Here is a 13,329-nt window from a genome sequence, read left to right on the forward strand (position 1 = left end):
TCCTGCCGGTCAGCGGCTGGTGAAGATCACGTCGTGCCAGGGCTTGTGCGCGGCGCCGGTGTTCTCGGACATGACGTGCTTGACGTTGGTGTACTCCGCGAGGGAGTAGAGCGACATGTCCTTGCCGTAGCCGGATGCCTTGTAGCCGCCGTGGGGCATCTCGCTGACGATGGGGATGTGGTCGTTGATCCACACGCAGCCCGCCTGGATCTCGCGGGAGGCGCGGCCGGCGCGGAAGACGTCGGTGGTCCAGGCGGAGGCGGCCAGGCCGTAGGGCGTGTCGTTGGCGAGCCGGACGGCGTCGTCGTCGGTGTCGAAGGGCAGGCAGACGAGGACGGGTCCGAAGACCTCCTGCTGCACGATTGCGGAGTCCTGCGCCGCGCCGGTGATGAGGGTGGGCTCGTAGTGGGCGCCCCGGTCCAGGCCGCCGCCCGGTGCCCGGCCTCCGCGGATCACCGTCGCCCCTGCCGCGCGGGCGGCGTCGACCATGGAGGCGACCCGGTCGCGTTGCGTGGCGGAGATCAGCGACCCCATGTCGGTGGCGGGGTCGTCGACCGGGCCGAGGCGGACCTCGTCCATCAGCGCGGTCACCCGCCGGACGAACCGGTCGTACAGAGGGCGCTGGACGTAGGCGCGGGTGGCGGCCGTGCAGTCCTGGCCGGCGTTGATGAGGCTGCCGGCGACGGCGCCGCGGGCCGCGGCCTCCAGGTCGGCGTCGTCGAAGACGACGAACGGGGCCTTGCCGCCGAGTTCCAGGTGGACGCGTTTGACCGCTCCCGCGGCCTGCGCGGCTATCTGCCGGCCCACCGCCGTGGAGCCGGTGAACGACACCATCGCGATGTCCGGGTGGGCGACCAGGGCCTGGCCGGCGACCGGGCCGGTGCCGGTGACGATGTTGATCACACCGTCGGGTATGCCGGCCTCCTGCGCCGCCCGGGCGAACATCAGGGAGGTCAGCGGGGTGAGTTCGGAGGGTTTGAGTACGACGGTGTTTCCGGCCGCGACCGCGGGGAGCAGTTTCCAGGCGGCCATCTGCAGCGGGTAGTTCCACGGTGCGACGGAGCCGATTACGCCGAGCGGTTCGCGGCGGATGGAGGAGGTGTGGTCGCCGGAGTACTCGGCCGAGGCGTGGCCCTCGAGGTGGCGGGCGGCCCCGGCGAAGAAGCGGATGTTGTCGATCGTTCCGGGGACGTCGAATCCCCTGGTCAGCCGGATGGGCTTGCCGCACATCCGGCTCTCGACGGCGGCGAACTCCTCGCTCCGCGCCTGTACGCGGTCGGCCCAGCGGGTGAGTGCCTCGGACCGCTCGGCGGGCGTGGTTCGGGACCAGGCGGGGAACGCGGCGCGTGCCGCGGCGACCGCCTCGTCGACGTCCTGCGGGCCGGCCAGGATGCCGGTGGCGAGGACTTCGCCGGTGGAGGGAGCGGTCACCGAGAAGTGCTCGCCGGACGTGCCGGGGCGGCGGCGGCCCGCGATGAAGTGGTCAACGCTGCTGTGCATTGCCGTCAGGTCTCCCGTCGGATGGTGCGGGTGCTGGTGCCGTGCCGAGTCGCCTCCGGCCCCAGGATGCGGGGACACAGGCCAGGGGTGCGGGTGCGGGTGTCCCCCACGCCCGGGCGTGGGGGACGGTGGACGCCGATGCGCGGGTGCCCGTGGTGTCCGCGTGGGCCGGAGGTCAGGCTCCGGTCGTGGTGGCGGGGAGGCCGTCTAGGCGGCCGAGGACCTCGTCGACGATGCGCAGGCCCTCGCGCGCCTCGTCGGCGCTGACGGTGCACGGCGGGACCAGGTGGATGCGGTGGGAGTTGGTGAAGGGCAGCAGGCCCAGCTCCTTGCAGAGGCGGACGACCTGCGCCATCACCGGGCTGCTCCCGCCGGTCGGCGCGACCGGTTCGCGGCTGTCCTGGTCGGCGACCAGTTCGACGGCCCAGAACACGCCCCGTCCGCGGACCTCTCCGACGATGGGGTGTCGTGCGGCCAGCTCCGCCAGGCCGGGGCCGAGGATGTCGTCGCCGATGCGGCGGGCGTGGTCGACGATGCCGTCGCGCTCCATCACGGTGATCGCCGCGACGGCCGCCGCGCAGGCCAGCGGGTGCCCGGAGTACGTCAGGCCGCCGGGGTAGGGGCGGTGCGCGAAGTGGTCGGCGATGCGCGGGCCGATGGCGACGCCGCCGAGCGGCACGTAGCCGGAGTTGACGCCCTTGGCGAAGGTCAGCAGGTCCGGGACGACGCCCTCGTCCGAGGCGACGAACCAGCTGCCGGCCCGTCCGAAGCCCGTCATCACCTCGTCGAGGATGAGGACGATGCCGTACCGGTCGCACAGTGCCCGCACGCCGGCGAGGTAGCCGGGCGGGGGCAGCATGATGCCGGCCGTGCCGGGGATCGACTCCAGCAGGACGGCCGCGACGGTCTGCGGCCCCTCGAGCTCGATGACCTGCTCGAGGTGGGCCAGCGCCCGCTCGCACTCCTCGGCCTCGGAGGTGGCGTGGAAGTGGCTGCGGTAGAGGTACGGGCCGAAGAAGTGGACGACGCCGGCGTCGCCGTTGTCGTTCGGCCAGCGTCGGGGGTCGCCGGTGAGGTTGATCGCGGTCTGCGTCCCGCCGTGGTAGGAGCGGTAGCGGGTGAGGACCTTGGGCCGGCCGGTGCTCAGCCGGGCCATGCGCACGGCGTGCTCGTTGGCGTCGGCGCCGCCGTTGGTGAAGAAGATCCGGTCCAGGTCGCCGGGGGTGTGCTCGCTGATCAGGCGGGCGGCCTCGGAGCGCCGGTCGTTGGCGTGCTGGGGGGCGACGGTGGCCAGGGTGCGGGCCTGGGCGACGATCGCCTCGACCACGTCGGGGTGCTGGTGGCCGATGTTGGTGTTCACCAGCTGGGAGGAGAAGTCCAGCAGGCGGTTGCCGGCGCCGTCCCAGACGTAGGATCCCTCGGCGCGGGTGATGACCATCGGGGTGATCTCGGCCTGGGCGGCCCAGGAGTGGAAGACGTGCTTGCGGTCGAGTTCGTAGGTCCGGGCGGCGTCGTCGAGCAGGGCTCGGGAGTCGGCTGCGGTCATGACGGTCGTCCTCTCAGACGTTCTGCGGGAAGCCGAGGTCCACGCCGCCCTCGGCGGGGGTGCGCCACCGGGTGGTGACGACCTTGCCGCGGGTGAAGAAGTGGACGCCTTCGGTGCCGTGGGCGTGGCTGTCGCCGAACAGGGAGTTCTTCCAGCCGCCGAAGCTGTAGTACGCCGTCGGCACCGGGATCGGCACGTTGATGCCGACCATGCCGACCTCCACCTCGTTGTTGAAGCGCCGGGCCGCGCCGCCGTCGTTGGTGAACAGGGCGGTGCCGTTGCCGAAGGGGTTGGCGTTGACCAGGTCCAGTGCCTCGTCGTAGGTGTCCACCCGGAGCACCGACAGGACCGGGCCGAAGATCTCGTCGGTGTAGCAGGACATGTCGGTGGTCACGTGGTCGACGAGGGTGGGCCCGAGCCAGAAGCCGTCCGGTGCGCCGTCCGCGGTGACCTCCCGGCCGTCCACCACGAGGGTCGCGCCCTCCGCCTCGGCGCGGTCGACGTAGCCGGCGACCCGGTCACGGTGGGCGGCGGTCACCAGCGGCCCCATGTCGCAGCCCCGGGTGCCGTCGCCGGTGCGCAGCGCACGGGCCCGCTCGGCGATCCTCCCGACCAGGTCGTCCGCGACGTCGCCGACGGCGACCACGGCGGAGATCGCCATGCAGCGCTCGCCCGCCGAGCCGAAGCCGGCGCCGACCAGGGCGTCGGCGGCGGTGTCCAGGTCGGCGTCGGGCAGCACGACGGCGTGGTTCTTCGCGCCGCCCAGTGCCTGGACGCGCTTGCCGTGGGCGGTGGCCGTCGCGTACACGTACTGGGCGACCGGGGTGGAGCCGACGAAGCTGACGGCCTTGACCGTCTTGTGGGTGAGCACCTCGTCCACGGCCACCTTGTCGCCCTGCAGGACGTTGAACACCCCGGCGGGCAGGCCGGCCTCGGCCCACAGTTCGGCCAGCCACAGCGCGGCCGAGGGCGCCTTCTCGCTCGGCTTGAGGACGACGGTGTTGCCTGCCGCGACGGCGAGGGGGAAGAACCACATCGGCACCATGGCGGGGAAGTTGAACGGAGCGATGATCCCGACGACACCCAGGGGCCGGCGGACCGAGTGCACGTCCACCCCGGTCGAGACGTTCTCGCTGAACGCGCCCTTGAGCAGGTGGGGCATGCCGCAGGCGAACTCCACCACCTCCTGGCCCCGGGTGACCTCGCCCAGCGCGTCGGAGAGCACCTTGCCGTGCTCGGCGGTGATGATCGCGGCCAGTTCCTCCTTGCGCGCGTTGAGCAGTTCCCGGAAACGGAAGACGATCGCGGTGCGCTTGGCCAGGGAGGTGTCCCGCCAGGCCGGGAAGGCCGCCGCGGCGGCCTCGATGACGGCCCTGGCGTCCCCCTCGTGGGCCAGCGCCACCTCGCGGGTCACCGCGCCGGTCGCCGGATCGGTCACCGGCGCGGCGCGCTCGCTGGTTCCGGCGAAGGGCTGGTTGTCGACCCAGTGTCCGATCCGCTGCGGGTTCGTCGTCGTGTGCACGGTTGCCTCACCTTGTTCCGTCGCGCTGCGCTGGTGCGTCAGGGCAGTGGAGCCGGCCGCGCGGAGTTCGGCGGCCGGTTGGCGAGAAGCCTGTCAGCGTGGTGGCCGACAGTCTGTACAGAAGGACGGCTGGATCTTTACGGTGTGTCGATGCAGCAGCCGACCGTCCGGGAAGTCCTCCAGCTGTCCGCCCTGGCCGCGGGAAGACCGGCCGTGGTCGGGGGCCACGCCCGGCTCGACCGTCCGGTGCGCTGGGTCCACGTCAGCGACCTCGTGGACCTGACGGACCTCCTGGCCGGCGGTGAGCTCGTCCTGACCACCGGGGCGCCCCTGACCGGCGACGCCCAGGCCACCGAGACCTATCTGCGCATGCTCGCCGGGCAGAAGGTGGCCGGTCTGGTCGTCGAGCTGGGCACGTTCCTGCACGCCGCCCCCGACTGCCTGCCCGCGCTGGCCGACTCCCTGGGTATCCCGGTGGTGACGCTGGCCGCCAGGACCCGCTTCATCGAGGTGACCCAGCAGGTGCACCGGCTGATCGTGGCCGACCAGTACGAGGAGGTCGAGTTCGCCCGCACCACCCACGAGGCGTTCACCTCGCTCAACCTCGCCCGCGCCTCCACCACCGACATCGTCACCAAGGCCGCGCAGACCCTGGGCGCCTGCCTGGTCCTGGAGGACCTCAGCCGGCACGTCCTGGCCTTCTGCGCCGTCGACACCTCGACCGCCGGGCTCCTGCACCAGTGGGCCGAGCGCTCACGCCTCCACACCCCGGCCGACGGGCTCGAGCCCGGCCGGCCCTGGACCGCGGTGCCCGTCGGCGTCGGCTCCGAGCAGTGGGGGCGACTGGTCCTGCCCGGCCACGGGCCGCACCACCCCCGCGCCCGCATGGTCCTGGAGCGGGCCGCCCAGTCCCTCCAGTTGCACCGCATGATCCAGCAGGAGCGCGAGGCCCTCGTCGTCCAGGCCCTCGGCGGCCTGCTCGACGACCTCGTCAACGGCAGGATCGGCGAGGAGAGCGAAGCCCTGGCCAGGGCCACCTCGCTGGGGCTGCGCGCCAACAGCGGCTACGCGCCGCTGTGCGTCCGTGTCCCCCGGCCCGTCGGGGCCCATGTCCTGGCCCAGGGCGAGGTGGACCGGCGCCTGCTGTCCTCCCTGCGGCAGGCCGTCACCGCGGCCGGCGCGAGCGCGATCTTCGCCGTCCGCCGGGCGGGCACCGTCTCGGCGGTCGTCTCCTGCCCGCCGGCCGGAGCGGACCGTGTGCTGCGCGCCGTCTGCACCGGCCTGCGCGAACGCCTCGCCGGCAAGGACGGCACCGATGCCTGGGTCGCCGGCACCGCAGCCGCCTCCCCGCGTCTCACCGACGCCGCCCGCGGTCTCGACGAAGCCGAACACGTCGCCGACGTCGGCCTGTCCATGCCCGAACCGAACCGTCTCTACCGCTCGACGGACGTGCGTCTGCGCGGGCTCGTGACCCTCCTGCGGGAGGACCACCGGGTCCAGCGGTTCGCCCAGACCGAACTGGGCGGTCTCCTGGACCACGACGTCCGCACCGGCGACGACCTCGTGGGACTGCTGCGCGTCCACCTCGACGGCGGCGGCAGCAAGACCCGCACCGCGCAGCTGACCGGGCTCAGCAGGCCCACCCTCTACAGCCGGCTCCGCACCGTGGAGCGCATCCTGGGCGTCTCCCTGGAGACCGCCGCGTCACGCACCTCGCTCCACACCGCCCTCATGATCATCGACACCCGCTGAGGGACAGCCGGCACGGTCGCCTCTCCGGTTCAGCCATGGAGGGTGGCGAGCCAGTCGGTCAGCAGGCGGTTGACCTCGTCGGGGCGTTCCTGCTGCACCCAGTGGCCGCAGCCGTCCAGGAGGTGGGAGGCGGACAGGGCGGGGAGTGTGACGGGGTAGGCGTCGATGGCATCGGCCATCCAGGTGGTGGACGCGTCCAGCGTGCCGCCGATGAACAGGGCGGGCCGGGTGATGGATGCGCCGTGGTGGGGGGCCATGTCCTCCCAGTCGCGGTCCATGGCACGGTAGCGGTTGAGGGCGCCGGTCAGGCCGGTGCGCTCGAACTCCCCCGCGTAGACGTCGAGATCGTCCTCGGTCAGCCAGCCGGGGAGCGGACCGGCAGGGAAACGGTCGCGCAGCCGGCCGCCCGGGGCGACGAAGTGCGGGTCGGGCTCGCCGGAGGCGGGCATGGTGTCGGCGGACAACGCGGCGTAGAAACCGGCGAGCCAGCCCCGGACGTCCGGCTCGATCTCCGCCTCGGCGCGGCCGGGTTCCTGGAAGTAGGAGACGTAGAACTCCTGCTCGGGGCCGCCGATCCGGCCGAAGACGTCGGAGGGCCGGGGGCCGCCGGGCGGCGCGTAGGGGACGCTGAGCAGGCCGACGGCGCGGAAGATCTCCGGATGGAGCAGGGCGGAGGTGGCGGCGATGCCGGAGCCCCAGTCGTGGCCGACGACCACGGCGCTGTCCTCGCCGAGGGCGCGCACCACGGCGACGTTGTCCTCCACCAGATCGAGCATGCGGTAGGCGTCGGGCACGCTGGGCTTGGAGGAACGGCCGTAGCCGCGTACGTCGATCGCCGCTGCCCGGTATCCGGCTGCGGCGAGGGCCGGGAGCTGGCGGCGCCAGGAGTACCAGGACTCGGGAAATCCGTGCACGAGCAGGACCAGGGGGCCGGTGCCCTGCTCCACCAGATGCAGGCGTCCGGCCGGGGCCTCGACGGTGCGGTGGCGGAGCACGGTGTTCGGCTCGGATCGCATGGGTGTTTCTCCTCGGTTCGCGGGCGGACGCGGCTGCCTTTCGATCATGCGGCGCGCCCCCCGCCCGACGCGATCGGACGTGCCGTCCTGGCAAACTCGCAGGCGGACGGGGGCGACGCGGACGGAAGGAGAGGGCGCGGTGGCGGTCGACGAGGTGGACGGCACGGTGGCGGCGATGGGGCCCCGGCTGCGGGCGGCGCGCGAGAGGCACGGCGCCACGCTCGCCGGTGTCGGCTGCGCGACCGGCATCTCACCGAGCACGTTGTCGCGGATGGAGACCGGCCGGCGCAGGCCCACCCTGGAGGTGCTGCTGCGACTGTCGAGGGAGTACGGCGTCACCCTGGACGAGCTGGCCGGCACGGCAGGCGCCCCGGTCGGCGAGCCGCGCACCCCGGCTCCGTCGCGCTTCGGGGACAGCAAGGTGGTGCTGCCACTCACCCGGTACGTCGGTGGTCTGCACGCCCACAAGCACGTCCTGCCCACCGTCGAGGGCCCGCCCGCGCGGCCGCGTCAGGTCTCCCACGAGGGCCACGAGTGGCTCTGCGTCCTGTACGGGCGGCTGTGGCTCGCGCTCGGCGACCAGGACCTGGTCCTGGCTGCCGGGGACGCCACCGAATTCAACACGCGCGTTCCCCACGGAGTGGCGAACGCCGGCGCCGAGGGACCGGTCGAGTACCTGGTCCTGTTCGGGCCGCAGGGAGAACGTCTGCGGCAGCGTACCCCTCCGGCCGGCCGCCCCGGCCCTCTGCCGTCCCGGCGGCGCGGCTGAACGCGGGGTGTGCGGGGTGTGCGGGGTGTGCGGGGTGTGCGGGGTGTGCGGGCAAGTCTTTGTCCTGTCGCGGGAAGAAGTCGCGCGGATTCGTGCGCGACTTCTGTTCACCTCGCGCGGCCGCTGCTACGTTCTCCGTGAAAGCAACCCGTAATGAGGGCAGTTGGGCCGGGAGGGGATCGTGAGACGTATGACCGCGCGGCCCGCCAACGCCCATCAGGCCCGGCTGCTGCGGCTGTTGCGGGACGAGGGCCCCAACTCCCGTGCGCAGCTGGGTGACCGCGTCGACCTGTCGCGGTCGCGGCTCGCCGTCGAGGTGGACCGGCTGCAGGAGACGGGACTGGTCGTCGCCGACGGTCTCGCCGCCTCCCGGGGCGGCCGCCGTTCGCACAACGTCCGGCTGGCGCCCGGCCTGCGTTTCCTCGGTGTGGACATCGGCGCGACCTCGGTCGACGTCGCCGTCACCAACGCCGAGCTGGAGGTGCTCGGGCATCTCACCCAGCCGCTGGACGTGCGCGAGGGTCCCGTGCCGGTCTTCGAGCAGGTGCTGGACATGGCCGCCAAGCTGAAGGGATCGGGGCCGGCGGAGGGATTCGACGGCGCCGGTATCGGCGTTCCGGGGCCGGTGCGGTTTCCCGAGGGGGTGCCGGTCGCGCCGCCGATCATGCCCGGCTGGGACGGGTTCCCGGTGCGGGAGGCGCTCAGCCAGGAACTGGGCTGCCCGGTCATGGTCGACAACGACGTGAACCTGATGGCGCTGGGCCAGATGCACGCCGGTGTGGCCCGTTCCGTGGACGACTACCTGTGCGTCAAGATCGGCACCGGTATCGGCTGCGGGATCGTGGTGGGCGGCAAGGTCCACCGGGGCGTCACCGGCAGCGCAGGCGACATCGGCCACATCCGGGCGGTCCCCGACGGCCGTCGCTGCGCCTGCGGCAACCGCGGCTGCCTGGAGGCCCACTTCGGCGGGGCCGCGCTCGCCAAGGACGCGGTGGAGGCCGCCCAGCAGGGGCGTTCACCGCAACTGGCCGCACGGCTGGCCGAGAACGGCCGGCTCACCGCGGCCGACGTCGGCGCCGCCGCCGCGGCGGGCGACGCCGCCTGTCTCGACCTGATCCGCGAGGGCGGGACGCGCGCCGGCCAGGTCATCGCGGGCCTCGTCAGCTTCTTCAACCCCGGCCTGGTGGTGATCGGCGGAGGGGTCACCGGCCTCGGCCACAACCTCCTCGCCGCCATCCGCACCCAGGTCTACCGACAGTCCCTCCCCCTGGCGACCGGCAACCTGCCGATCGTCCTGGACGAACTGGGGGCGGTCGCGGGAGTGGTCGGCGCGGCCCGACTGATCAGCGACCACGTGTTCTCCCCCGCCTGACAGCACCAGACACCGTCTGCGCCCCACACCCCGACGGCCGGGGCCGTGCCACCGCCCGGCCCCGAGCCGTACCCGCCGTGACCTCGCGCGATCCGTGCCGCCCTGCCTACCGCCGGGAGATGCGTCATGCCGTCCGAAGCCTCCGCACCACTGCTCACCATGACCGCGATCACCAAGTCCTTCCCGGGCGTCCGTGCCCTGGACGGGGTGGACCTGGAGGTCCGGGCCGGTGAGGTCCACTGCCTGCTCGGGCAGAACGGCGCGGGCAAGTCCACCCTGATCAAGGTGCTGGCCGGTGTCCATCGGCCGGACGGCGGCGCCGTCACCTGGCGCGGGGAGACGGTCTCCCTGCGCTCCCCCAGCGACGCCGTCCGTCTCGGGATCGCCACCATCTACCAGGAACTCGATCTGGTCGAGCACCTGTCGGTCGCCGAGAACATCCACCTGGGCCACGAGCCCACCAGGGCCGGGTTCGTCGTCCGGCCCCGTGTCGCCCGCGAGGCCTCGGCGCGGTTGCTGTGCCGGCTCGGGCACCCGGAGATCGACCCGGCCCGCCCGGTCGGCGCGCTGTCCGCCGCACAGCAGCAGATCGTCTCCATGGCCCGCGCGCTCTCCCACGACGTCCGGCTGATCGTGATGGACGAGCCGTCCGCCGCCCTCGACCCCGGTGAGGTCGGCAACCTCTTCCGGATCGTCGCCTCCCTCACCGACGAGGGCGTGGCGGTCGTGTACATCTCCCACCGGCTGGAGGAGATCCGCCGCATCGGCGACCGGGTCACCGTCCTGAAGGACGGCCGGGCGGTGGCCGGAGCACTGCCCGCGCGGACCACGCCCACCCGGGAGATCGTCTCCCTGATGACCGGCCGGAGCGTCGAGCACGCCTTTCCGCCCCGGCCCGCCCGTCCGCCCGAGGCGGCGCCCGTGCTCACCGTCCGGGGCCTCGCCCTGGAGGGGAGGTTCCGGCCGCTCGACCTCGAGCTGCGGCCCGGCGAGATCGTCGGGCTGGCCGGGCTGGTCGGCTCCGGCCGGTCCGAGATCCTGGAGACCCTCTACGGCGCGCGTCGGCCCACCGCCGGACGGGTCCTGGTGGACGGACGGCCGTTGCGGCCCGGCAGCGTGCCCGCCGCGGTCCGCGCCGGCCTCGGCCTGGCCCCCGAGGAACGCAAGGCGCAGGCGCTGCTGATGCTGGACAGCGTCACCCGCAACGTCTCCGTCTCCACACTCGGCAGGTTCGCCAGGGGCGGCTGGCTGGACCGCCGCGCCGAGCGCGCCGCCGCCCGCGCGGCGACCCGGGAGCTGTCCCTGCGCCCCGACAACCCGGACGCCGCCGTGCGCACCCTGTCCGGAGGCAACCAGCAGAAGGCCGTGCTGGCCCGCTGGCTGCTGCGCGGCTGTCGCATCCTGCTGCTGGACGAGCCCACCCGGGGCGTGGACATCGGCGCCCGGGCGGAGCTGTACGCGGTGATCCGCCGGCTGGCGGACGAAGGACTCGCGGTGCTGCTCGTCTCCAGCGAACTGCCCGAGGTGCTCGGTCTCGCCGACCGCGTCCTGGTGCTCCGGGAGGGCCGGGTGGTGCACACCGCGCCGGCCGGCGAACTCGACGAACACCGGGTCCTCGATCTCGTGCTGCACGCCACCGACGCGGCTGCCGAAGGGAGCCAGACATGACGCACCCCGTGTCTCCATCAGCCGGCGGGGCCCCGCCCGCCCCCGGTGCCGAGAAACAGCCGCCGCCCCCCGAGGGCCGCCGCACCGCACCGTCGCCCGTGTTCGCGCGGCTGGACGTGCGGACCCTGTCCCTGTTGGGGGTGCTCGCCGCGCTGGTCGTGGCCGGTTGCGTCACCCGGCCCGAGGCGTTCTGGGACGTCGACAACCTGCGGCTGGTGCTCACCCAGGCCTCGGTGGTCGGCGTGGTCACCGTCGGCATGACCTTCGTGATCACCGCCGGCGGGATCGACCTGTCGGTCGGCGCGATCGTGGCCCTGTCGTCGGTGTGGGCGACGACGGTGGCCACCCAGGAGTTCGGCTTCGCCGGCATCCTCTTCACCTCCGTGGTGGTGGGGCTCGGCTGCGGTCTGGTGAACGGGGCGCTGATCGCGTACGGCGCGATGGTCCCGTTCATCGCCACCCTCGCCATGCTGGCCTCGGCACGCGGGCTGGCCCTGCTGATCACCGAGGGGCGCACCCAGCGGGTGACCGTGGAGGGGGTGCTCGACCTGGGCGGGCGTGACGCCTACGTGCTCGGCGTCCCGCCCCTGGTGCTGGTCTTCGCGGGGGTCACGGTCGCCGGATGGCTGCTGCTCAACCGCACCACCTTCGGCCGCCGCACGGTGGCCGTCGGCGGCAACGCGGAGGCCGCCCGGCTGGCCGGCATCGACGTCCGCCGCCAGCGCCTGTACCTCTACCTGCTGTCCGGACTGTGCTGTGGCATCGCCGCGTTCATGCTGGTCGTGCTCTCCGGCTCGGGCCAGAACACCAACGGCAACCTCTACGAACTCGACGCCATCGCCGCCGCGATCATCGGCGGCACCCTGCTCAGCGGCGGCCGCGGCACCATCGTCGGCTCCGTCCTCGGCGTGCTGATCTTCACCACCGTCACCAACATCTTCGCGCTCAACAACCTGCAGAGCGACGTCCAGCAGATCGCCAAGGGCGCGATCATCGTCGCCGCGGTCCTGGTGCAGTCCCGCACCGTCAAGAACGAGCTGACCTGATCCGTCCGAGCCGACAGAAGGGTCCACCACCATGCCCGACCTCACGAGCCGCAGGGGACTGCTCTTCGGGACCGCCGCCGTTTCGGCCGGCGCCCTCCTCGCGGGCTGTACCAGCAACGAGAAGGACAAGGAGAACACCGGCTCCTCCCAGCAGGCGGCCGACGACAAGCCCGGCAAGGCCGTCACCATCGGTTTCGCCGGCCCGCAGGCCGACCACGGCTGGCTCAACGCCATCAACGAACAGGCCCGCGCCCGAGCCGAGAAGTACTCCGACGTCACCCTGGACATCACCGAGGGGTCCAACGACACCGCCACCCAGATCGGCCAGATCGAGACGCTGATCAACAAGAAGGTCGACGTCCTGGTGATCCTGCCGGCCGACGGCGCGGCGCTCACCCAGACCGGTCTGAAGGCCATGCGGGCGGGCATCCCGGTGGTCAACCTGGACCGCGTCTTCAGCTCGCCGCAGGCCTTCCGCTGCTGGGTGGGCGGCGACAACTACGGCATGGGTCTCAACGCCGGCCACTACATCGGCGAGAAGCTCAAGGACACGGCGAACGCCAAGGTGGTCGAGCTCGCCGGCCTGGACAACCTGGAACTCACCCGGCAGCGCACCAAGGGCTTCGACGACGCGCTGAAGAACTACCCCAACATCAAGAAGGTCGCCCGGCAGGCCGCCGAGTTCACGGTGGAGAGCGGACAGGCCAAGATGGCCCAACTGCTGCAGGCGCAGCCGAAGTTCGACGCCCTGTGGAACCACGACGACGACCAGGGCGTGGGCGCCCTGCGGGCCGTCGACCAGGCGGGCCGCAGCGGCTTCCTGATGGTCGGCGGGGCCGGAGCGCTGTCGGCGTTCGAGGCGATCAAGGCGGACGACGGGGTGCTGAAGGCCACCGTCCTCTATCCGCCGACCATGGCGGCCTCCGCGATCGACCTGGCCCGCGCCCTCGGGCAGGGCAAAGGGGTCGCCGGCCTCGCCGAGTTCGAGATTCCCTCGCAGGTCACGGCGTACTCGGCCGTCGTCGACAAGTCCAACGTCGACCGGTACATGTCCGTCGGCTTCGACTGATCCCGGAGCCGAGCGCGGGCCCGGCCGTGGGGCCGGGCGAACGGTGCGCTGCTCGGGCGGGGCCCGTCC

At 72.8% G+C, this 13,329-nt stretch carries 10 protein-coding genes; 6 read left to right on the plus strand and 4 right to left on the minus strand.

Translation table 11 applies throughout. The annotated features are described in order from the left end of the window. Nucleotides 1–9: 9 nt before the first annotated feature. The 3 genes from ACFRAV_RS04355 to ACFRAV_RS04365 all read right to left on the minus strand — a co-directional run bounded on the left by ACFRAV_RS04355 (nucleotide 10) and on the right by ACFRAV_RS04365 (nucleotide 4,568). Entirely contained in the window at nucleotides 10–1,500 is a 1,491-nt protein-coding gene (locus tag ACFRAV_RS04355; RefSeq protein WP_382551530.1) for a gamma-aminobutyraldehyde dehydrogenase, read from the minus strand. A gap of 175 nt (nucleotides 1,501–1,675) precedes the next feature. Continuing rightward, entirely contained in the window at nucleotides 1,676–3,046 is a 1,371-nt protein-coding gene (locus ACFRAV_RS04360; RefSeq protein ID WP_382551531.1) for an aspartate aminotransferase family protein, read from the minus strand. Nucleotides 3,047–3,059: 13 nt separating this feature from the next. Beyond that, nucleotides 3,060–4,568 (minus strand): CoA-acylating methylmalonate-semialdehyde dehydrogenase, encoded by a 1,509-nt coding sequence (locus ACFRAV_RS04365; RefSeq protein WP_382551533.1) that lies wholly within the window; start codon nucleotides 4,566–4,568, stop codon nucleotides 3,060–3,062. A 150-nt stretch (nucleotides 4,569–4,718) separates the two neighbouring features. Between ACFRAV_RS04365 and ACFRAV_RS04370 the strand changes: the two genes are divergently transcribed. Next, nucleotides 4,719–6,320, plus strand: a complete 1,602-nt coding sequence (locus ACFRAV_RS04370) for a PucR family transcriptional regulator (protein WP_382551535.1) — start codon at nucleotides 4,719–4,721, stop codon at nucleotides 6,318–6,320. Between the two features lie 29 nt (nucleotides 6,321–6,349). Here ACFRAV_RS04370 and ACFRAV_RS04375 read toward each other — a convergent pair whose 3' ends face one another. After that, entirely contained in the window at nucleotides 6,350–7,336 is a 987-nt protein-coding gene (locus ACFRAV_RS04375) for an alpha/beta fold hydrolase (protein ID WP_382551537.1), read from the minus strand. A gap of 139 nt (nucleotides 7,337–7,475) precedes the next feature. Between ACFRAV_RS04375 and ACFRAV_RS04380 the strand changes: the two genes are divergently transcribed. The 5 genes from ACFRAV_RS04380 (at nucleotide 7,476) to ACFRAV_RS04400 (ending at nucleotide 13,260) form a co-directional block, all read left to right on the plus strand. Further along, nucleotides 7,476–8,105 carry a helix-turn-helix domain-containing protein gene (locus ACFRAV_RS04380; protein WP_382551538.1) on the plus strand — a complete coding sequence of 210 codons (630 nt, stop codon included), beginning with the start codon at nucleotides 7,476–7,478 and terminating at the stop codon, nucleotides 8,103–8,105. Nucleotides 8,106–8,295: 190 nt separating this feature from the next. Next, nucleotides 8,296–9,477, plus strand: a complete 1,182-nt coding sequence (locus ACFRAV_RS04385) for an ROK family protein (RefSeq protein WP_382551663.1) — start codon at nucleotides 8,296–8,298, stop codon at nucleotides 9,475–9,477. Nucleotides 9,478–9,636: 159 nt separating this feature from the next. Then, nucleotides 9,637–11,145 carry a sugar ABC transporter ATP-binding protein gene (locus ACFRAV_RS04390; RefSeq protein WP_382551664.1) on the plus strand — a complete coding sequence of 503 codons (1,509 nt, stop codon included), beginning with the start codon at nucleotides 9,637–9,639 and terminating at the stop codon, nucleotides 11,143–11,145. Further along, entirely contained in the window at nucleotides 11,142–12,191 is a 1,050-nt protein-coding gene (locus ACFRAV_RS04395) for an ABC transporter permease (protein ID WP_382551540.1), read from the plus strand. Before ACFRAV_RS04390 ends, ACFRAV_RS04395 begins: the two co-directional genes overlap by 4 nt. A 31-nt stretch (nucleotides 12,192–12,222) precedes the next feature. Beyond that, the gene (locus ACFRAV_RS04400; RefSeq protein WP_382551542.1) at nucleotides 12,223–13,260 is read left to right on the plus strand and encodes a substrate-binding domain-containing protein; all 1,038 of its coding nucleotides are present in this window, start codon (nucleotides 12,223–12,225) and stop codon (nucleotides 13,258–13,260) included. Nucleotides 13,261–13,329: the final 69 nt, after the last annotated feature.

The sequence above is a fragment of the Streptomyces sp. NPDC056600 genome (assembly GCF_042792855.1).
GTDB lineage: Bacteria > Actinomycetota > Actinomycetes > Streptomycetales > Streptomycetaceae > Streptomyces.